General features: G+C 68.9%; 18 protein-coding genes and 1 pseudogene. 4 read left to right on the top strand and 15 right to left on the bottom strand.

The genetic code is table 11. The features are described from left to right. The first annotated feature begins 85 nt into the window (after positions 1-85). Positions 86-367: a hypothetical protein gene (locus tag ACYVO7_RS17055; RefSeq protein WP_460451001.1), complete on the top strand. Its 282-nt coding sequence runs from the start codon at positions 86-88 to the stop codon at positions 365-367. Between the two features lie 170 nt (positions 368-537). Here the strand turns inward: ACYVO7_RS17055 and ACYVO7_RS17050 are convergent, their stop codons facing one another. The 11 genes from ACYVO7_RS17050 to ACYVO7_RS17000 form a co-directional block, all read right to left on the bottom strand. Then, complete coding sequence (locus tag ACYVO7_RS17050) at positions 538-1,773, bottom strand: HlyD family secretion protein (RefSeq protein ID WP_460451000.1); 1,236 nt, start codon at positions 1,771-1,773, stop codon at positions 538-540. A gap of 3 nt (positions 1,774-1,776) precedes the next feature. After that, complete coding sequence (locus ACYVO7_RS17045; protein ID WP_460450999.1) at positions 1,777-2,241, bottom strand: hypothetical protein; 465 nt, start codon at positions 2,239-2,241, stop codon at positions 1,777-1,779. Positions 2,242-2,863: 622 nt separating this feature from the next. Continuing rightward, on the bottom strand, positions 2,864-4,111 hold the full coding sequence (locus tag ACYVO7_RS17040; RefSeq protein WP_460450998.1) for an MFS transporter: 1,248 nt from the start codon (positions 4,109-4,111) through the stop codon (positions 2,864-2,866). Between the two features lie 102 nt (positions 4,112-4,213). Continuing rightward, positions 4,214-5,365: a Gfo/Idh/MocA family protein gene (locus ACYVO7_RS17035; protein WP_460450997.1), complete on the bottom strand. Its 1,152-nt coding sequence runs from the start codon at positions 5,363-5,365 to the stop codon at positions 4,214-4,216. Beyond that, positions 5,365-6,429 (bottom strand): sugar phosphate isomerase/epimerase family protein, encoded by a 1,065-nt coding sequence (locus tag ACYVO7_RS17030; RefSeq protein WP_460450996.1) that lies wholly within the window; start codon positions 6,427-6,429, stop codon positions 5,365-5,367. The genes ACYVO7_RS17035 and ACYVO7_RS17030 overlap by 1 nt, the downstream gene beginning before the upstream one ends. A gap of 11 nt (positions 6,430-6,440) precedes the next feature. Then, positions 6,441-7,601: a Gfo/Idh/MocA family protein gene (locus tag ACYVO7_RS17025; RefSeq protein ID WP_460450995.1), complete on the bottom strand. Its 1,161-nt coding sequence runs from the start codon at positions 7,599-7,601 to the stop codon at positions 6,441-6,443. Between the two features lie 11 nt (positions 7,602-7,612). Further along, positions 7,613-8,371, bottom strand: a complete 759-nt coding sequence (locus ACYVO7_RS17020) for a sugar phosphate isomerase/epimerase family protein (protein WP_460450994.1) — start codon at positions 8,369-8,371, stop codon at positions 7,613-7,615. A gap of 22 nt (positions 8,372-8,393) precedes the next feature. Further along, positions 8,394-9,470 carry an ABC transporter ATP-binding protein gene (locus ACYVO7_RS17015; RefSeq protein ID WP_460450993.1) on the bottom strand — a complete coding sequence of 359 codons (1,077 nt, stop codon included), beginning with the start codon at positions 9,468-9,470 and terminating at the stop codon, positions 8,394-8,396. A 2-nt stretch (positions 9,471-9,472) separates the two neighbouring features. Beyond that, the gene (locus ACYVO7_RS17010; RefSeq protein WP_460451061.1) at positions 9,473-10,390 is read right to left on the bottom strand and encodes a carbohydrate ABC transporter permease; all 918 of its coding nucleotides are present in this window, start codon (positions 10,388-10,390) and stop codon (positions 9,473-9,475) included. A gap of 17 nt (positions 10,391-10,407) precedes the next feature. Continuing rightward, positions 10,408-11,301 carry a carbohydrate ABC transporter permease gene (locus ACYVO7_RS17005; RefSeq protein WP_460450992.1) on the bottom strand — a complete coding sequence of 298 codons (894 nt, stop codon included), beginning with the start codon at positions 11,299-11,301 and terminating at the stop codon, positions 10,408-10,410. A gap of 82 nt (positions 11,302-11,383) precedes the next feature. Continuing rightward, entirely contained in the window at positions 11,384-12,649 is a 1,266-nt protein-coding gene (locus tag ACYVO7_RS17000; RefSeq protein WP_460450991.1) for an ABC transporter substrate-binding protein, read from the bottom strand. Between the two features lie 167 nt (positions 12,650-12,816). On the opposite strand from ACYVO7_RS17000, the gene ACYVO7_RS16995 reads away from it, so the two are divergent. Beyond that, positions 12,817-13,815 (top strand): LacI family DNA-binding transcriptional regulator, encoded by a 999-nt coding sequence (locus ACYVO7_RS16995; protein ID WP_460450990.1) that lies wholly within the window; start codon positions 12,817-12,819, stop codon positions 13,813-13,815. A 9-nt stretch (positions 13,816-13,824) separates the two neighbouring features. Here ACYVO7_RS16995 and mgrA read toward each other — a convergent pair whose 3' ends face one another. Beyond that, positions 13,825-14,871 carry an L-glyceraldehyde 3-phosphate reductase gene (mgrA, locus tag ACYVO7_RS16990; RefSeq protein ID WP_460450989.1) on the bottom strand — a complete coding sequence of 349 codons (1,047 nt, stop codon included), beginning with the start codon at positions 14,869-14,871 and terminating at the stop codon, positions 13,825-13,827. A gap of 90 nt (positions 14,872-14,961) precedes the next feature. After that, positions 14,962-15,300 (bottom strand): hypothetical protein, encoded by a 339-nt coding sequence (locus tag ACYVO7_RS16985; protein WP_460450988.1) that lies wholly within the window; start codon positions 15,298-15,300, stop codon positions 14,962-14,964. A gap of 275 nt (positions 15,301-15,575) precedes the next feature. Between ACYVO7_RS16985 and ACYVO7_RS16980 the strand changes: the two genes are divergently transcribed. Then, positions 15,576-16,583, top strand: coding sequence for a sensor histidine kinase (locus ACYVO7_RS16980; RefSeq protein ID WP_460450987.1), 1,008 nt, complete (start codon positions 15,576-15,578; stop codon positions 16,581-16,583). A 33-nt stretch (positions 16,584-16,616) separates the two neighbouring features. Here ACYVO7_RS16980 and ACYVO7_RS16975 read toward each other — a convergent pair whose 3' ends face one another. Together ACYVO7_RS16975 and ACYVO7_RS16970 are read right to left on the bottom strand one after the other, a co-directional pair. Next, entirely contained in the window at positions 16,617-17,192 is a 576-nt protein-coding gene (locus ACYVO7_RS16975; RefSeq protein ID WP_460450986.1) for a LysR substrate-binding domain-containing protein, read from the bottom strand. Between the two features lie 199 nt (positions 17,193-17,391). Then, positions 17,392-17,472: pseudogene (locus tag ACYVO7_RS16970) on the bottom strand (helix-turn-helix domain-containing protein); the annotation flags it as partial. Positions 17,473-17,625: 153 nt separating this feature from the next. On the opposite strand from ACYVO7_RS16970, the gene ACYVO7_RS16965 reads away from it, so the two are divergent. Beyond that, positions 17,626-18,660, top strand: coding sequence for an ABC transporter substrate-binding protein (locus ACYVO7_RS16965; RefSeq protein ID WP_460450985.1), 1,035 nt, complete (start codon positions 17,626-17,628; stop codon positions 18,658-18,660). Positions 18,661-18,715 lie beyond the last annotated feature (55 nt).

Here is an 18,715-nt window from a genome sequence, read left to right as displayed (position 1 = left end):
CCGCCTCCTACGGTAAGATACTCCAAGGTTCGCGCGCGAGGCCGCATGCTGTCTTGATCAACTGGAACGCCTCTAGCGAGCCGCCATGCACAAGAGGATCGTCGCGATCGCAGCGGCCTTCGGCGCGGAGCGCCGCGCCGCGGAGCTCTTCGCGCACAGCCCCGAGTTCCAGACCCTCTGCGATGACCTCGAGGAGGTGATCCGACTTTCGGAAACCCTCCCGCACACGCCCGAAAACGCCGCCGCCCTGGCGGAGTGCGATCGGCTCGTGGCCGAGCTCGTGGGCGAGCTCAGGGACTACGTGAAGCACGCGGACGAACATCTGGGTCGCGCAAAGAGGCGTACCGACAAGGGCGCCAAGACCTGAGCGCGGTCGTCGCGGCAGCCGCCACGACGGCCTGGCGCGGCTGCGCCCAAGGGCGCCCGTCCACCCAGGTCCTCTTCTGCTCTGACAAGGGAGAACGCCGGCCGCAGCGCGGCCGGGCTCGTGCGGCTTCGCAGTCGATCGCGCCTGCCTCGGGCGGCGGCCGACGGGACTCAGTGGCCGCCGCTGAAGATCAGGCTCTTGATCGGCAGGATCAGGGCCTGGATGCGCAGCAGGAGCGCATGGACGAGCCCGACGGCGTCCAGGCCGTGGAGAACGAACCGCTGGAACGAGCCCAGCTCGCCGTTCTTCAGCTCCTCGTGATGGCTCGTATAGGCGTTCGCCACGCAGCTGCTGCCCGGCGTGACGTCCGCGAGGCCGTTCTCGTAGAGCGGATCGAGGCGCACGAGCATGGTCCCCGGCTTGGCGACCTGCTGGGCGTCGATGAGCTGCTCCCCGCCGCGGAACTGTCCGGCCGCGATATAGTCCTGCACGTCCGTGACCACCATCGGAATGATGGTCCAGGGCTTGGAGATGCAGGAGGCCTCGGCCACCATGCCGGGCCGGATCACCTGGGCCTCGATCTGTCCAAAGCCCGCATAAAGCGACCGTCGGCCCGCGCCTTCAGGGATGAGCACGCCAGCGGGGCGCATGAACGGGTTGACGATATCGCCCACCTGCAGCGCGAACTGCTCGACGCGGCCGCTGACGCCGGCGCGGATCACCGTCTTGCTCAGCTCCACGTCCGCCTGGGCCAGCGCGGCCTCGGCGCTCGCCTTCTGGGCCGGCAGGAGCGTGGACACGCGCGTCTCGACGGCTTTCTTGGCCGCCTGGGCCGCATCGACCCCGCCTTGACGGGTATCGACAAGGGTTTGCAGCTTCTCGATCTCGCGCCGCGCCACGATGTCCGCGTTCCGGCGGTTGAGCTCCTGCTTCGTGCGCAATTCGTCGAGGGCCTGATCATAGGCGCCCTGCGCCTGCGTGATCTGGCCTTCCGCTGCGGCCAGGTCCGCCTGCGCCATCACGAACTGGGCGTCGATCTCGGCCACCTTGCGCCGCGCGGTCTCTGCCTCGGCTTGCTGGCGGGAGTTGTCGAGCCGGAAGATGGGCGAGCCCTTCTTCACCTCCTCGCTGCCCTTGATGAAGATCTCCGCCACGCGTCCGTTGGCCTCAGGCACGATGGGCACCGTGCGGAAGAAGGCGGTCACGTTGGTGGTGGCCGGATGGTTGTAGAAGACGGTCGTGATCAGCGCGATCGTCAGCATCAGGCAGCCGACGAGGCCCCAGCGCAGCTCGAACCACACGGAGAAGAGGTTGATCTCCTTGCCGAGCCGCTTGCCCTGCGCGAACCGTCTGTACAGGTAGTCCGGGAAGATGGTCAGCAGCGAACAGAGAATGAGTTCGAGCATGTCTCAGCCCTCCGCATGCTTGAGGGGCCGTTCCCCGACCCGCTCCCGGTCGTCGATGGGAGCGTGGATCTCCGGAACGCCCTTGCGCTCGACCGCGTCGGCGGCGTCCGCCCCGGAATCCGGAGCGATCCCGGCCATCTTCTCCAGCGAACCGGCCATCCGCCGAAGCGGCGACCCCCAGTCGGGAAGGTCGACCAGGGCCAGCAGGAGCCCCGCCACCCAGAAGATGTGCTCGTGCGTGAACAGAGCCAGGAGGCCCAGCACGGCCACGATCTCGAATTGCAGCTTCTGGGACTTGTGAGCCATGCGCTCCGGCAGCGTGTGGATGCGCAGGAACAGCAGCCCGACCCCAAGCACGGCGAAGAGGAGGAAGATCCCGGTTCCCACCATGAGCAGGTCGGTCTCCCCCGGACCCGTGATGAAAACCGGAAGGTCATGCGGGGCGGCTGGGTTGACGGCGACGGACACGGGGCTGCCTTTCGTCTGTTGCAAAGGGCGCCACGTGACGGCCGCGTTGTCCCGGGGCCGCAGCGCTGGCGTGCCTCCTGCTACCACCGCCGTCAGCGCGGCGGAGGTTAGTTACAGTAAGATACTGGCGCCCATCGTCGCCCATTCGCCAACTGTTCGTGGGTCCATTTCGAGGCGCGAGCCTTCGCCGGGCCTGTCGTTCCCTCCGCATCCGACCCAGACGCGGCCACCGCGCAGCAGGCTCGTGAGGAGAGGGGCGAGCCGGCGGATCGTCGAAGAATGCGCCTGGACGCGCCATCGCCTGGCCGGACTCGTCGCGATAGGGGGAGCGCCGCATGCGCAGACGCACCTTGCGCCTTCTCGTTCTGATCGTCGCCATGCTCTGGACCGGTTCGCTCGCCCAATCGGAACCTGCGAGCACGCCGAGCGCCGGAGGCGCGTTCATGAGCTCCTACGTTCACCGAGAATGGGCGCAATCCCCTCCTCCGGCGGCGGGTCCGTCGCAGCAGCGCGGCGGCGCCCGACGCACGCCTGGAGCGGACGGTTCCGCCGCCCGCGCGCGGGGGCCGCGTGATGTCCGGAGATAGCTGCGGTCGTCCTCGAGGCTCAGCCTCCGAGTCCGTCACGACTCTTCCGGCGGGCGCACATGGCGGAACATCCACAGCAAAAGCAGGTCGTAGGCGATCTTCAGAGTCCCGCAGATCACGAAAGGCCAGGCCTCGTAGCCGGCCGCGTAAAGGGCCCCGGCGAGCGCCGGGCTGGCGGCCGAGGCGAGGCTGCGCGGGACGGAGGTGACGCTCGCCGCCGCCGCGCGCTCGGGCGGCGTCACCACGGCCATCACGTAGGACGAGCGGGTCGGCACGTCCATCTGCGACAAGGCCGAGCGCACCAGCAAGAGCGCCAGCGCCAGGTCGAGGTTGGGCGAAAGCGCCGCCCCGACCAGGCACAGGCTCGATGGGATATGGGTGAACACCATCGTGTTGACGAGCCCGATGCGGCCCGCGAGCCAGGACGCCACCGGGAATGAGAAGGCCGCCAGCACGCCTGACCACAGGAAGAAGAACCCCGCCTGCGAAAGCGACAGCCCAAAGCGGTTGAACAGCCACAGCGCCAGCAGCGACTGCACGGCGAAGCCGCCGGCGAAGGAATCGATGCAAAACACGGCGGCCAGCCGATAGACGACGCCCTTCGAGGGACCGAGGGGGGCGCTCGCCTTGCGCGGCTCGCCCGCCGCGGCGGAGGGCATCCCGCGGTAGATCAGGGCGGCGACGAGACCGAGCCCCGCATAGGCGAAGAACATGGCCTTGAGCGCCGTCAGGGTCGAGACGCCCAGCGACGCCATCGCGTCCGGGGCGGCCGCGGCGAAGCCGCCCAGCGCGCCCGCAAGCGCGCCCACGAGGCTGTAACGGGCGAAAGCCGCCGTGCGCTCCTCATCCTGCACCGCGTGGGACAGAGCGGCGTGCTCCAGCGGAACGAAGATGCTGACGCTGCCGGCGGACGGGTTGGCCGTCCCCGCGAAGGCGATGACCAGGAACACCGGAAAGGTTTCGGCCCCCATGACGGCGAGGCCGGTGGCCCCCATCAGGGCGGACGCCATAACTAGGAGCGCGCGCTGGTCATGCCGCCCGCCGAGCCAGCCGATGGCCAGGGTCGTCGCCGCCGAGCCCAGCAACGCCGCCGTGGCCACGACGCCGATCTCCAGCGCGCCAAGGCCCAGCACGGTCAGGTACACGGGCGACAGCACGGCTACGAATCCGTCGCCGAAATCGCGGACGGCTCGCGCCGCGTAGAGGCGCGCCGGGACGCCCGAAGACGGTGCGGGCCGGACCGGCTGCCGGCGCTCGCCTCGCGCATCCCGAACCACCGCCATCAGATCGTACGCCCTTCACCACGAGCGACGGGGACGGCCCGACGCCGCCGCGACTTCGCATGGTCGTCGCAGTTTGGCGCGCACGGGCGCCGGCGCATCGCCTCAGCGCTCAGGCTCCACCCAGACTCCGCCGGCCGCGCTGGAGCGCAGCGCCGCATCGACGAACGCCACCCCTGCGAAGCCATCCGCGATCGTCGGGAAGGTGACGGCCGGGTCGAGCGCCGTCCCTGAGCGCTTGGCCAGGATGGCGTCGGCCACCTCCGAGTAGAGCGTCGCGAAGGCTTCCAGATAGCCTTCCGGGTGGCCGGCCGGGATGCGGTTGACGCGCTGGCCGTCGGCGTTCATGGCCGCGGTCCCCCGCCCGATCAGGCGCGGCGCTTCGCCCAAGGGCGCCCAGGTGAGGCGGTTGGGCTCGTCCTGGCGCCAGTCGATCCCGCCCTTCTCGCCGAAGATGCGCAGGCGCAGGCCATTGTCGTTGCCGGGCGCGACCTGACTGGCCCAGATCGCGCCGCGCGCGCCCCCGGCGTAGCGCAACAGCGCCTGGACGTTGTCGTCCAGCCGCCGGCCCGGCACGAAGGTGGTCACCTCCGCGAGCACCTGCGCGGGCGCGAGCCCGCTGACGAAATGGGCGAGCTGGTAGGCGTGGGTGCCGATGTCACCGATGCAGCCGCCCGCGCCCGAGCGGGCCGGATCGGTGCGCCAGTCCGCCTGCTTCTGGCCGGTCTGCTCGAGCGGCGTGGAGAGCCATTCCTGCGGGTACTCGACCTGGATCACCCGGATCGCGCCAAGCTCGCCGTCGCGCACCATCGCGCGGGCGTGGCGGACGAGCGGGTAACCCGAATAATTGTAGGTCACCGCGAAGATGCGATCGCTGGCGCGGGCCTTGTCGCGCAGGCGCCGCGCCTCCTCCAGCGTCGCGGTGAGCGGCTTGTCGCAGATCACGTGGATCCCGGCGTCGAGGAAGGCCTCGGCGGCGGGCGCGTGCATGTGGTTTGGCGTCACGATCGCGACGGCCTCGATCCCGTCCGGCCGCGCCGCCTCCGCCCGCGCCATCGTGGCGAAGTCCGGGTAGGAGCGATCGGCCGCCAGCCCGAGCGCCTGGGCGGAGCGCAGCGCCTTGTCGGGCGTGGACGAAAGGGCGCCGGCGACCAGCTCGTATCGGTTGTCGAGGCGGGCGGCGATGCGGTGGACGGCGCCGATGAAGGCCCCCTCCCCGCCGCCGACCATGCCGAGGCGGATGCGATGCTGCGCCATCAGTCCCTCCCCAGCCCGAGCATGCGCCGCGCCTGCGCGGGATCGGCCGCGCCGCCGGCGAAGTCGTCGAAGGCCTTGTCGGTCACCCGGATGATGTGGTCGCGGATGAACCCCGCGCCTTCCCGGGCGCCGTCCTCGGCGTTCTTCAGGCAGCACTCCCACTCCAGCACGGCCCAGCGGTCGTAGCCGATGGCGGCGAGGCGGGAGAAGATCGCCCTGAAGTCGACCTGCCCGTCGCCCAGCGAGCGGAAACGCCCGGCCCGGTTCAGCCACGGCTGGAAGCCCGAATAGACGCCCTGCCTGCCCGACGCGTTGAACTCGGCGTCTTTCACGTGGAAGGCCCGGATCCGGTCGGCGTAGATGTCGATGAAGGCGAGGTAGTCCAGCTGCTGCAGCAGGAAGTGCGAGGGGTCGTAATTGATGGCGCAGCGCGGGTGATTGCCCGTCGCCTCCAGGAACATCTCGAAGGTCGCGCCGTCGAACACGTCCTCGCCGGGGTGGATCTCGTAGCAGAGGTCCACGCCCGCCTCCTCATAGGCGTCGAGGATGGGCTTCCAGCGCCGGCCGAGTTCCGCGAAGGCGGTCTCGATCAGGCCGGGCGGTCGCTGCGGCCAGGGATACAGGAAGGGCCAGGCCAGCGCGCCCGTGAAGCTCACGCTGCCGGTGAGGCCGAGCCGGCGGGACGCCCGGGCGGCCTTGAGCATCTGGTCCACCGCCCATTCCTGCCGCTCCTTGGGCTTGCCGCGCAGCGCGGCGGGCGCAAAAGCGTCAAAGGCCTCATCATAGGCCGGATGCACGGCCACGAGCTGGCCCTGCAGATGCGTGGACAGCTCCGTGATGGCCAGGCCGTGGCTCGCAGCCACGCCCGCGATCTCGTCGCAATAGGTTTGCGACTCGGCCGCCTTGTCGAGGTCGATCATCCGCGGATCGAAGGTGGGAATCTGCACGCCCTTGTAGCCGAGCCCGGCGGCCCAGCCGCAGATGGCGTCGAAGCTGTTGAAGGGCGCATCGTCGCCCGCGAACTGGGCCAGGAAGATCGCAGGCCCTTTCATGGTGGCTGGCATCTCGTTCCTCCTCAGGCCGCCTGGCCGCGCCAATAGGACGCCGCCTCTTCGTCGGTGAGCGGCGCCGGCCGCTCGATCCGCGATTCGATGCGCACCGCGCCGCCGCCCTCGCCGGCCTGCAGGATCGCGTGCATCACGTCGAGCACATGCGACGCGAAGGCGCCGGAGGAGCGGTGCGGCGTGCCGTGCAACACCGCGCTGGCGAGGTCCGCGATGCCGAGGCAGCGGTAGTTCGCCCGGTCCGGCAGGCTCGGCGCCCAGTTCGGCGAGCGCCAGTTCGGCTTGCCGTAGAGCCGCGAGGAGGAATCCAGCACCTGCCAGTCCTCGCCGCGCGCCGTCACCTCCACGACGCCGCCAAAGAAGTTCGGGTCGGGCGCCCTGAAAGAGCCTTCCGTACCGTAGAGCTCGATAGGTGGGTGCCCGTGCTTCCACACGTCCCAGCTCATCGACAGGACGATGTCGGCGCCCGCAACGAAGCGCAGCAGCGCCATCACGGTGGTGGGCGTCTCCACCTTGATCCGGTCGCCCTTGCGCGGCCCGTCGGCCGACACGATCCGCTCAGCGAAGCCTGTCGACGAAAGCGCCTGCACGCTCTCGACGGGCCCGAGCAGGTTGCACAGGGCGCCGAGATAATAGGGCCCGATGTCCAGGATGGGCCCGCCGCCGGGCTTGAAGAAGAACTCGGGGTTCGGATGCCAGTGCTCCATGCCATGGGACATCAGGAAGCACGAGCCGGCCAGGATCCGGCCGACCTTTCCGCTGTCGATGGTCTCGCGCGCAAGCCTGCCGCCGGCGCCCAGGAAGGTGTCGGGCGCGCAGCCGAGCTTCAGGCCGCGCGCGTCGGCCTCGCGCACGAGACGGCGGCCGTCCTCGGCCGAGACGCAGAGCGGCTTTTCGGTGAAGACGTGCTTGCCGGCCGTAAGCGCCGCATGGCTCACCTCGAAATGCGCGTTGGGCGGCGTGAGGTTCAGGACGATGTCGACCTCGGGGTCACGCATCAGCGCATCGATGGTCAGCGCGCGCGCGCCGAACTTTTCCGCCTGCGAGCGGGCCAGCTCCGGCGCGAGGTCCGCGCAGGCGACGAGCCGCACGCCCCGGAACGACGGCATGTTCTGCATGTAGATGGTCGAGATGACGCCGCAGCCGACGACGCCGATTCCAAGCTCCCGCATGGGTGTTCTCCTCAGCGCCACGCCGCGACGGTGGTCATCGCCCGGCGGGCGAAGCGGGCCACGTCGTTGGGCTTGTCATGCTCGGCCACATAAAGCTTCACGCCGATCTCCTTCAGCACCGGCACGAGCGCGCTCCAGTCCAGCACGCCGTGGCCGGGATCGGCCCAGCCGTCCTCGTCGGCGCACTGGCCTTGCGGGGCGATGTCCTTGACGTGCACGGCCTCGACCCGTCCGGCATAGCGCTTCACCTCGGCGATCGGATCGGCGCCGCCCCGCACGATCCAGGCAAGGTCGGCCTCCCACAGCATCTCGGGCGCCTCCTCGAGCATGATGTGAATGAAAGGCCGCCCATCCGGCGCCTTGGCGAACTCCCAATGATGGTTGTGCCAGCCGAAGCGCATCCCCTCGCCGGTCACGGCCTTGGAGATGCGGTTCAGTTCGCGGCCGAGGGCCGTCCACTCCGCCTCCCCGCCGTCGCGCTCGCCCGGAGGCGGCGCGGGCGCGTAGATCGTCTCGATGCCGAGCCCGCGGCAGAGCTTCACGGTGGCGACCGGGTCGGCGCGAAGGCGGTCCATGCCGACATGGCAGCTCGGCGCCGTCATGCCGTGCTCAGAAAGCTGCGCTTTCAGCCGGTCAGGGTCGCCGAGCAGGCCGCCATAGGGCTCGACCTTGGTGTAGCCGAGGCCGGCGAGCAGTTCGAACTGGGCATCCAGCGGCTCCATCATGCGGGCCGAGTAAAGCTGGAAGGAAAGGCCGTCGAGGGGCGTCATCAGGGATGTCCTATCAGGAAAATCAGAGGCGCCGGCCGGAGGCGGCGTCGAACAGGTTCAACTTGTCGGGCGGCAGGCGGATCGGCATGGGCGCGCCGGGCGCGGCGGCAGCCTCGGCGGGCAGGCGCATGGAAACGGGATGCTTGCCGAGGCGCAGCCAGGCGAGCTGGTCCGACCCCATCGGCTCCACCATCTCGACCGTGGCGTTGAGTTCGAGGCCGGGCTCGACATGCTCGGGCCTGACGCCGAGCTCGATCGGCGCTCCGGGCTGGAGGCGGTCAGCGAAGCCGTAGCCCTGCAACGGCGCCGCGACGCCCTCGGCCTGGAACCAGGGCAAGCCGTCGCGCACCTCGTAGGAGCCCGGCACGAAGCTCATGGCGGGGGAGCCCACGAAGGAGGCCACGAAACGGTTGGCCGGGCGACGATAGATCTCGTTCGGCGTGCCGAGCTGCTGGATCACGCGGTCCTTCATGACGGCGATACGGTCCGCCAGCGTGAGCGCCTCGATCTGGTCGTGCGTGACGTAAATCATCGTCGCTGCAAGGCGATGGTGCAGTCTCTTGATCTCGACTCTGAGCTCGGCCCGGAGCTGCGCGTCGAGGTTCGAGAGCGGCTCGTCGAAGAGGTAGACGCCGGCGTCGCGCACCAGCGCCCGGCCGATGGCGACGCGCTGGCGCTGGCCGCCCGAGAGCTCGGCGGGACGCCGATCCAGCAGTTCGGTGATCTTGAGCATCGAGGCGGCGGCCGAGACGCGCTTCTCGATCTCGGCGGCCGGCATGCCCGCGACCTTGAGGCCGAAGGACATGTTGCCGCGCACCGTCATGCGCGGGTAGAGCGCGTAGGATTGGAACACCATCGCGATGTCCCGGTCCTTGGGCTCCTCCCAGGTGACGTTGCGTCCGCCGATCCAGATCTGGCCGGCCTGCACGTCGATCAGCCCGGCGATGGCGTTCAGCAGCGTCGATTTCCCGCAGCCGGACGGGCCGAGCAGCACCAGGAACTCGGATTGCGCGACTTCGAGGTCGAGCTTCTCCAGCACGCGGACGGAGCCGAACGAGATCTCGACACCCCGGATGGACACGTCGCAGCGTTTGCTCATGGTCAGCCTTTCACCGCGCCGGAGGCGATGCCGCGGACGAACCAGCGTCCGGACGCGAAATAGACGACCAGGGGAACGAGCGCCGTCAGGATGGTGGCGGCCATGTCGACATTGTAGGCGCGCTCGCCCTGGGTCGAATTGACGATGTTGTTGAGCTGCACGGTCATGGGCAGGTTCTCGCGCCCGGCGAAGACGAGGCCGAGGATGAAGTCGTTCCAGATGCCGGTGACCTGCAGGATCACGGCGACGATCAGCATGGGCGTCGCCATGGGCAGCATCACGGACCAGAAGATGCGGAAGAAGCCCGCGCCGTCGACGCGCGCAGCCTTGAACAGCTCGATCGGCAGCGAGACGAAGTAGTTGCGGAAGAGGAGCGTCATCGTCGGCAGGCCGAAGATGGTGTGGATGATGACGATGCCGGGGATCGAGTTGTTGATGCCCGCGAAGGCGAAGACGCGCACCAGCGGGTAGATGAAGATCTGGTAGGGCACGAAGGCCACGATCATTAGGGCGCCGAACAGGACGCCCGCGCCCTTCACGCGCCAGAAGGACAGCGCATAGCCGGTGAGCGCTCCCACCGCGATGGAGGCGATGACGGACGGCACGAGGATCGCCACCGAGTTGAAGAAGCCGACGCTGATGCCGTTGCAGCTGAGGCCCGTGCAGGCGGACGACCAGGCCTTGATCCAGGGCTCGACCGTGGGCGCCTGCGGCAGGGACAGGATCGCGCCAGAGCGGATCTCGCTCATGTCCTTCAGCGAAGTGACGACCATGACGTAGAGCGGCGTCAGGAAGAACAGCGCCGTGATGGCCAGGAAGGCGTAGAGCCCGACCCGGGCGGGCGTGAGCCGCCGTGGCCGCGCGCCGCTGGGCTCCAGGGCTCGCGGGGCGGTAGACGAATCCGGCCAGGCCGGGCGCATGCTCTCGGCGGGCGCGGTCATGCGTGCGCCCTCCCGGTCCGGCGGCTCTGCCAATAGAGCCAGGGCCCGACCACGGCCGCGACGGTGATCAGCATGGAAGTCGCGGCCGCCGTCGCCAAACCGAGATTGCCGCGCTCGAACAGGTGGTCCATGACGAACTTGGCCGGCACCTCGGAGGCGACCCCCGGGCCGCCATTGGTCATCGCGACAGAGAGGTCGTAGAGCCGCACCACGCTGGTGGCGAGCAGCACGGATGCGGTCGCGAAACTCGCGCCCAGCATCGGGATGACCACCGAGAGGTAGACCCGCCAGGGCGGCAAGCCATCGATGCGGGCCGCCTTCCAGATGTCCTCGTCGATGCCGCGAAGGCCCGCCAGCATGATCGCCATCACGAGCCCGGCCGCGTGCCACACGGCCGCGAAGACGAGCGTGTAGATCACCATGTCCTGGCGCACGATCCAGTCGAAACGGAAGTCGGCGAACCCGAGGTCCCGGCCCATCTTCTCGATGCCGAAGGTGGGGTTCAGCAGCCACTGCCAAACAAGGCCGGTGACGATGAAGGACATCGAGAACGGGTAGAGGAAGATCGAGCGCAGCAGGTTTTCGCCCCGGACGCGCTGGTCGATCGCCACCGCGAGCAGGAAGCCGAGCGCGATGCTGACCAGCATGAACAGCACGCCGAACACCGCCAGATTGCCGACCGAGACCTGCCAGCGCTCGTTCGCGAACAGCGCCTCATACTGGCGCAGCCCGACGAAGTTGGAGCTCGGCAGCATCCGGGAGGACGTCATCGAGATCCAGATCGTCCAGGCCGTGCAGCCCACATAGACGACCAGCAGGATCGCCAGCGCCGGGGTCAGCCCCAGCAGGGCGGCGAAGCGGGACGCGAGGCGAGGCCTGATCACGCGCATGGCGGTCCTCCCACGGCGCCGGGCGCCCGGAGCGAACGGCAGGGATCCGGCCCGCATGCGTGGCGGGCCGGGGTGCGGCGGTTCAGATCTGCTTCAGGGCCGCCGCGAACTTGTCCGCGAATTGGTCGGTGCTCTGGCCCGGCGTGTTCCAGTAGGAGGAGATCACGTCCTCCACCGCGCCGGTCACCGAAGGCGGCGTCAGCAGCTCCATGGCGGGCGCCTGCTGGGTCTTGTCGGCGGCCATCTTGGCGCCCTTCTGGGCGCAGACGTCCATCGAGCTGACGTCCACATCCGTCCTGACCGGGATCGAGCCCTTCTTGGTGTTGAACGCGATCTGGGTCTCGGGCTCCAGCATCATCTTGGCCAAGACCACCTGAGCCTTCTGAGCGGCCGGGTCCTTGGTCTTCGGGAAGGCGAAGACGTCGCCGCCCATCACGTAGCCGCCGCCGGCCTTGCTCAGGATGGTGCAGCCATATTCCTTGCCGGCCGTCTGGCCGGCGGCGATGAACTCGCCCTTGGCCCAGTCGCCGTTGACCTGGAAGCCCGCCTTGCCCTGGATCACCAGCGCCGACGCGTCGTTCCAGTTGCGGCCGGGCGCGCCCGGATCGACATAGTTGCGCAGCTTGCCGTAGGTCTCGGCCACGGACTTGAAGGCCGGGCTCTTCACGGCGGACGCATCTCTCTTGCCGTACACGGCCATCCACAGGTCCGGCCCGCCCTGCCCGATCAGCACCGCGTTGAAGAGGTTGCGCTCCCAGGTCTTCTGGCCGCTGAAGGCGAGCGGGATCAGGCCGGCGGCCTTGATCTTGTCGAGGATCGGGATGATGTCGTCCCAGGTCTTGGGCTCATCCGCCCCGACCTTCTTGAGCACGTCCGTGTTGTAGAACAGCCAGTTCTGGCCGTGGATGTTGACCGGCACGGCGAACATCTTGCCGTTGCGCGTGGTGGCCGCCAGGATCGGACCGGGTATCTTGTCCTTCCACTTCTGCTCGTTCGCGATCGCTTCGACGTCGTTCAGAAGGTCGTTCTCGACCAGCTCGTCGAACTGCTTGCCGGTGTTGAACTGCATCATGGTGGGCGGCGTGCCGCCGACGGTGCGGTTGATCGCGGCGGTGCGGGCGTTGGCCCCGCCCGCGATGGCGGTGTCGACCCAGGTCCCGCCGGCCTTCTTGAACTGCTCGGCGAAGACCTTGACGGCGGCGGACTCGCCGCCCGAGGTCCACCAGTGGATCACCTCGGCCTTGAGCTCCTGCGCTGCGGCCGGCTGCGCCGAAAACGCGGCCCCGGCCAACGCCAGGGCGGTGAGGAGAGTGGTCGGCGCACGCCGATCCCGCGACTTGAAAACCATGGCTGCTTCCTCCCAGGACGCCGTCTTGCATGCGGCGCGTTTCGATTTGTAATCGATTACATTTTTTTCTAGAGTGCCATATGAGAGGCGCGTGTCAAGCGCCTCGGCCGAGGTCGCGGACTGTCGGCGGCTTGCGTGAAGGGCTGGGGCGGAGGATGGACGAGCGGGTGGCGCGACCGAAGATCCGGGACGTGGCGCAGCGGGCCGGCGTGTCCACCGCCACGGTCAGCCGCGCCCTCGCCAGCCCGGACCAGGTGAAGGCCAAGACCCGCGAAGCGGTGATGAAGGCCGTCCGCGAGACCGGCTATGTGCTCAACGTCGCGGCCCGGAACCTGCGCACCAGCCGCACGCACGCCGTGCTCGCGGTCGTGCCGGACGTGTCCAACATCTTCTTCTCGCAGGTGCTTCACGGCATCTCCGACCTGCTGCGCTCGGCCGGCTACAGCCTGATCATCGCCGACACCGGCAACGACCCCGCCCGGGAGCGGGACCATGCCGATTTCGTCCGCGCCGGGCGCGTCGACGGGCTGCTTCTGCTCAATGGCCGGCTGCTGTCCAAGCCGGACGGGGCCCAGATCGTCGTGCCCACCGTCAGCCTCTGCGAGCGCATCCCCGGGTCCGGCCTGCCCCATGTCGAAACAGCCAACCGAGAAGCCGCCCGGGCCATGACGGAGCGCCTGATCGCCGAGGGCCACCGCCGCATCGCCTATGTGCGCGGGCCGGCCGCGAACGTGCTGGAGCACGACCGCTTCGCCGGCTACAGCGACGCCCTATCGGCCCACGGCCTGACCATGGACGACGCCCTGGTCCGGCCCGGCGACTTCTCCATCGCGGCGGGGGAAGCCGCGGCCCGAGCCCTTCTGGCGCTTCCCTCGAGGCCGGACGCCGTGTTCGCCTGCAACGACGCGATGGCGATGGGCGTTATCCGCGCCTTTGTCGGGGCAGGCCTGTCGGTCCCCGGCGACGTTTCGGTGGCGGGTTTCGACGACATCGAGTTCGCCGGGGCCTACAACCCGGCCCTCACCACCGTGCGCCAGGCGCGCGGCGAGATCGGCGCCCGCGCCGCCGCCATGCTGGTCGACCTGATCGAGGGCCGGAGCCCTCCGGCCCGGGACGTGCGCCTGCCCGCCGAGATCGTCGCGCGGGACAGCACCCGCCGGCGCTGATCGCGCGGCTCAGCGCTGCGGACCCGAGCGTTCCGCCGACGCGGCCCACAGATTGACGCCGCCTTCCACGGCGTAGCGGTCGATCTCGGCGAGCTCGTCCGCCGTGAAGTCGGGATGGCGAAGCGCGGCCACGCAATCCTGCACCTGTTCCGGCCGACTCGCGCCGATGAGGGCGGACGTGACCCGCCCGCCGCGCAGCACCCAGGCCAGCGCCATCTGGGCCAGCGTCTGTCCGCGCCGCCGCGCGATCGCGTCGAGCGCCCGCGCCCTCTCGATGTTCTCCGGCGTGAGAAAAGCCGGCCGCAAGGATTTGCCCGCCGCGGCCCGGCTGTCCTCCGGCACGCCGTTCAGGTACTTGCCTGTGAGCAGGCCCTGGGCCAGCGGCGAGAACGCGATGCAGCCGACCCCCTCCTGCTCGAGCGTGTCCAGCAAGCCGTCGTCCTCGATCCAGCGGTTGATCAGCGAGTAGCTGGGCTGGTGGATCAGGCAGGGCGTTCCGAGGTCCCGGAGGATGCGGACGGCATCGCGAAAGCGCTGCGAGTTGTAGGATGAGAGCCCCACATAGAGCGCCTTCCCCTGGCGTACCACGGCGTCGAGGGCGCCCATGGTCTCCTCCAGAGGCGTATCCGGGTCGAAGCGGTGGGAATAGAAGATGTCCACATAGTCGACGCCCAGCCGCTTCAGGCTCTGGTCCAGGCTGGAGATCAGGTATTTGCGGCTGCCCCATTCGCCATAGGGGCCGGGCCACATGCGGTAGCCGGCCTTGGTGGAGATGATCAGCTCGTCGCGGAGTCCGGCGAAGTCGGTCCGCAGGATCTCGCCGAAATGGGCCTCGGCCGAGCCGGGAGGCGGACCGTAATTGTTGGCCAGGTCGAAATGCGTGACGCCGAGGTCGAACGCCTTGCGGCAGATCGCGCGCGCCCGGTCCTGCGGCTGGTCATGGCCGAAATTGTGCCAAAGGCCGAGCGAGATCGCCGGCAGCATGAGCCCGCTGCGGCCCACGCGGTTGTACCGCATCCCGCTCTCATAGCGCTCAGCGAGCGGTTGATAGGCCATGGCGATCTCCTGTGCGCCGTCCGATCCGAAGGGCGCTCATCAAATACGCCCTCCTAGCCGGCGGCAACCCTGCCACGCGGGAGCAGGACGCTAGAGCACCTCATAGGCGAAGAAGGCTGCGATCGCGACGACGCTCACGAGCCCGACCATGAAGCAGACGTCGGCGGCCCGCTCCAGCCGCTCGCCGAGCCGGTGGGGTCTGCCTGTTCGAATCGAGGCGTAGGACATGACGGCGCTCGCCAGGAACAGGAGCGAGGTCAGAGCGGCCAGTTCGTCCACGCTGCTCGGGCCGGTTCTCGCTTCGATGATCTTCACCAGGCCGACCAGCGTGGTGCAGATGCCGATCATCGTGCCGGAGGTCGGCAGGATATGACGCGAAAGGCTCGCATCCGGAGCCCCCTCGACTTGCCGGGAATTCGTCTCTTTCATCACGGCTGCCGCTCCCTTCCACGTCTGCGCACGCTCGGCGCTTCAGCGCAAGCAGGCGGTCCGCCGATGCTTCCGGCCGGGTCGAGACTACTGGCGGCCGTCCGGGCGATCAAAGCCGACGCCGAGCGCACGCCCGGGCCATGCCGGGGCCGTGCGGCTGACCCCTGTCCCGGCGTGTCGCTCAGGAACCTGACCTTCGCGCACCAATTGTGCTAGTTGTGCGTTTCTTCGGATGAAGGATGGGCGATGTGGAATCAACTTCCGGCTGTCGCTCCGTGACGCGCGACGAGTCTCCCTGGTCGCCCGGGGCCTGGGACGCCCGACATCTCCGGCTGGCTGTCGACGCCGCAGGCATCGCCCTCTGGTCGTGGAACGTCGACACCGACCGCCTCACCATGGACGACCGGGCCTATACGCTGTGGGGCGTGCAGCCGACCAGCCACGTCACCTTCGAGGATCTCTCCGCCCACATCCACCCGGCCGACCGCGACCGGGTGAGAGCGGCGTTTTCCGCGACGAGAGCCGTCCTGGGCCACTACGAGATCGACTTCAGGATCCTCGTGGGCGACGTCGTGCGATGGATCTCGGCCCGGGGCCAGGGCGAGGACATCGGCATGGTGGGCCGGGTGATGTTCGGCATCTTCCTCGATGTGACCGGACGCAAGCAGGCCGAAGAAGGCAGCGAGCTTTTGGCCGGCGAGATGAGCCACCGCGTCAAGAATCTGCTCGCCATCGCGTCCGGCCTGACCCGGCTCACGTCGCAGTCGGCCAAGACGCCCGTCGACATGGCGCGGGAGCTGACCGCCAGGCTGGCTGCGCTCGGGCGGGCCCATGACATGGTCAGGCCCTTGCCGGGCCAGCAGGGATCGGCGGCCCTCCTGGGCGATCTCATCTCGATCCTGCTGGCGCCTTACGACGACCTGGGAGCGTTCAGCGGCCGCATCCGCGTGGCCGTGCCGCGCATGGGCGTGGGCGAGAGGGCGGCGACGAGCCTGGCGCTGATCGTCCACGAGCTGGCCACCAACTCCGTCAAATATGGCTGCCTGTCCTCCGACAGCGGGACCTTGGACATTTCCTGCACCGACACGGACCCCATGATCTCGGTCGTGTGGATGGAGCGGGGCGGTCCGGCGGTGGCGGCCCCCAAGGACGCGCCGGGCTTCGGCAGCCGGCTGCTGAGATCCAGCGTGGTCGGCCAGCTTGGGGGATCCCTCGCAGTCGACTGGGCCGTCGAAGGCGCCGTCGTGACGCTGAAGCTCGACAAGGAGCGGCTCTCCCACTAGCCGCCCGCGAACGGCTGCCGAGCGATCCCGTCGTCAGGGCTCGACGTCGGCGAAGCTCGCGAGCTTGCCTGTGACGAAGCTCACGAATTGCCGGGCGATGCCGGACCTGGAGCGCCGAGCGGACCAGATGCAAGCCACGTCCAGATGGATATGGGGCCGGAAAGGCCGGATCTCCACGCCGCGCCTGTCATATTCGGCGGCCGTGAAGGGGTCGACGATGCTCAGGCCCGCTCCGGCCGCGACCATCGCGCAGGCGATCATGGAGAGCGGCGTCTCGGCGCGCGACTGGCGCGAGATCCGCGCCTGGGAGAACACGGCGTCGATGCGGTAGCGCAGCTGCGTGCTGTTCTCGAGGGAGACGAACCGCTCGCCGGCGAAGTCCGCGGGCTCGAGGACGGTCTTGGCGCACAGGGGATGGCCGGCAGGCAGCACCGCCACGGCCGGCGCCGAGACCAGGGGCTCGATGTCCAGATGGGCGGATTCGATCGGGGTCTGGACGAACCCGACCTCGCAAAAGCCGGACGCGATCCAGTCCACGACCTGCGAGGAGATGCTGCCGTAGCGCCACGTCGAGCTCGGGCCGCTCGACCATGAACTCTCCGACCGCACGCGGCATGAAGCCCACGCTGAAGGCCGGGAGCGCGGCGATGCGCAGCGTGCCGGCCCGGCCTTCCCGAAGGTCGCGTGCGGCGCGGGCGATGCGGTCCAGGCCCACGAATTGCCGCTCGACCTCGCGATAGAGCGCCAGCGCCTCCTCGGTGGGCACGAGCCGCGACCCGCGGCGGACGAAGAGGGGCAGGCCCAGACTGCGCTGGAGATCGTGGATCAGCCGGGTGACGGCGGGCTGGGTGACGTTGAGCGCCTGCGACGCGCCCGTCACGCTTCCCATGACGATGACGGCCCTGAAGGCCTCGATCTGGCGCGGGTTGAGCATGGGCAGCCCATAACATTCCGTTATGGGCTGCCGCAATCATTCGATTTGACCCCCTGGTCGCGCGCCGTCCAAGCTGGCCCTGGTTTCGGTCGCCACAGGAGGGTCTTGATGAAGAACGTTTGGGCGGGGCTGCTTTTGGCCTCTACGGCGCTGGCGTCAGGCCAGGCGCTGGCGCAACAGAAGACGCTCTATGTGGCGGGGTATGGCGGCTCCTACGAGCAGGCCATGCGCAAGGACATCATCCCGCCCTTCGAGGCCAAGTCCGGCGTCAAGATCGAGTATGTGGCCGGAAACTCCACCGACACCCTCGCCAAGCTGCAGGCCCAGAAAGGCAACCAGCAGATCGACGTGATCATCGTCGACGACGGTCCCGCCTACCAGGCGGTCTCGCTGGGCTTCTGCGGCGAACTGGCCCCGGGCGACGTCTACAAGGACGTGGCGCCGGTGATGAAGTTCTCCTCCAACAAGGCGGTCGGCATCGGCATGGTGGCCACCGGCTTCATGGTCAACAAGAAGGCCTTCGAGGAGAGCAAGCAGCCGATCCCGAGTTCATGGGCGGACCTGAAGGATCCCAAGTTCAAGCAGAAGATCGTCATTCCGCCGATCAACAACACCTATGGCCTGCACGCGCTAATCGCGGAGGCGCAGCTGGGCGGCGGCGGCGAGAAGGACATCGAGCCCGGCTTCAAGGCCTTCAAGGAGCAGATCAACGCGAACGTGCTCGCCTATGAGCCCTCCCCCGCCAAGATGACCGAGCTGTTCCAGAACGGCCAGGCGGTGTTCGCGGTCTGGGGCTCGGGCCGTGTCAAGGCCTTCGCCGACACGGGCTTCCCGGTGGAGTTCGTCTACCCGAAGGAAGGCGGCTACGCCCTCGGCACGGCCGCCTGTCCGGTCGCCGGCTCGAAGAACGAGAAGGAGGCCAACGCCTTCGTGCAGCACCTGCTCTCGCCCGAGATCCAGGTCGCGCTCGCCAGGGGCGCCGGCACGGGTCCCGCCAACATGACCGTCAAGCTGGCGCCCGAGGACCAGAAGGGCCTGCCCTATGGCGACCTGGCCAAGACGCTGAAGGCGGTCGACTGGGACGTCGTGAACGCCAAGCGCGAGGAGTGGACCAAGCGCTGGAACCGCGAGATCGAGCGCTGATCGCTGCGGCTTCGGCCGCGGCCCCCTCCCCCGACGCGACACGGAACCGGACGGT

The sequence above is a fragment of the Alsobacter sp. SYSU BS001988 genome, assembly GCF_054796215.1.
This window is presented reverse-complemented; position numbering and strand designations above follow the sequence as displayed.

Coding starts and splice junctions, on each gene's coding strand:
- ACYVO7_RS17055 (WP_460451001.1), top strand. CDS start 86: ATGCACAAGAGGATCGTCGCGATCGCAGCGGCCTTCGGCGCGGAGCGC.
- ACYVO7_RS17050 (WP_460451000.1), bottom strand. CDS start 1,773: ATGCTCGAACTCATTCTCTGTTCGCTGCTGACCATCTTCCCGGACTAC.
- ACYVO7_RS17040 (WP_460450998.1), bottom strand. CDS start 4,111: ATGGCGGTGGTTCGGGATGCGCGAGGCGAGCGCCGGCAGCCGGTCCGG.
- ACYVO7_RS17035 (WP_460450997.1), bottom strand. CDS start 5,365: ATGGCGCAGCATCGCATCCGCCTCGGCATGGTCGGCGGCGGGGAGGGG.
- ACYVO7_RS17030 (WP_460450996.1), bottom strand. CDS start 6,429: ATGCCAGCCACCATGAAAGGGCCTGCGATCTTCCTGGCCCAGTTCGCG.
- ACYVO7_RS17025 (WP_460450995.1), bottom strand. CDS start 7,601: ATGCGGGAGCTTGGAATCGGCGTCGTCGGCTGCGGCGTCATCTCGACC.
- ACYVO7_RS17020 (WP_460450994.1), bottom strand. CDS start 8,371: ATGACGCCCCTCGACGGCCTTTCCTTCCAGCTTTACTCGGCCCGCATG.
- ACYVO7_RS17015 (WP_460450993.1), bottom strand. CDS start 9,470: ATGAGCAAACGCTGCGACGTGTCCATCCGGGGTGTCGAGATCTCGTTC.
- ACYVO7_RS17010 (WP_460451061.1), bottom strand. CDS start 10,390: ATGCGCCCGGCCTGGCCGGATTCGTCTACCGCCCCGCGAGCCCTGGAG.
- ACYVO7_RS17005 (WP_460450992.1), bottom strand. CDS start 11,301: ATGCGCGTGATCAGGCCTCGCCTCGCGTCCCGCTTCGCCGCCCTGCTG.
- ACYVO7_RS17000 (WP_460450991.1), bottom strand. CDS start 12,649: ATGGTTTTCAAGTCGCGGGATCGGCGTGCGCCGACCACTCTCCTCACC.
- mgrA (WP_460450989.1), bottom strand. CDS start 14,871: ATGGCCTATCAACCGCTCGCTGAGCGCTATGAGAGCGGGATGCGGTAC.
- ACYVO7_RS16985 (WP_460450988.1), bottom strand. CDS start 15,300: ATGAAAGAGACGAATTCCCGGCAAGTCGAGGGGGCTCCGGATGCGAGC.
- ACYVO7_RS16965 (WP_460450985.1), top strand. CDS start 17,626: ATGAAGAACGTTTGGGCGGGGCTGCTTTTGGCCTCTACGGCGCTGGCG.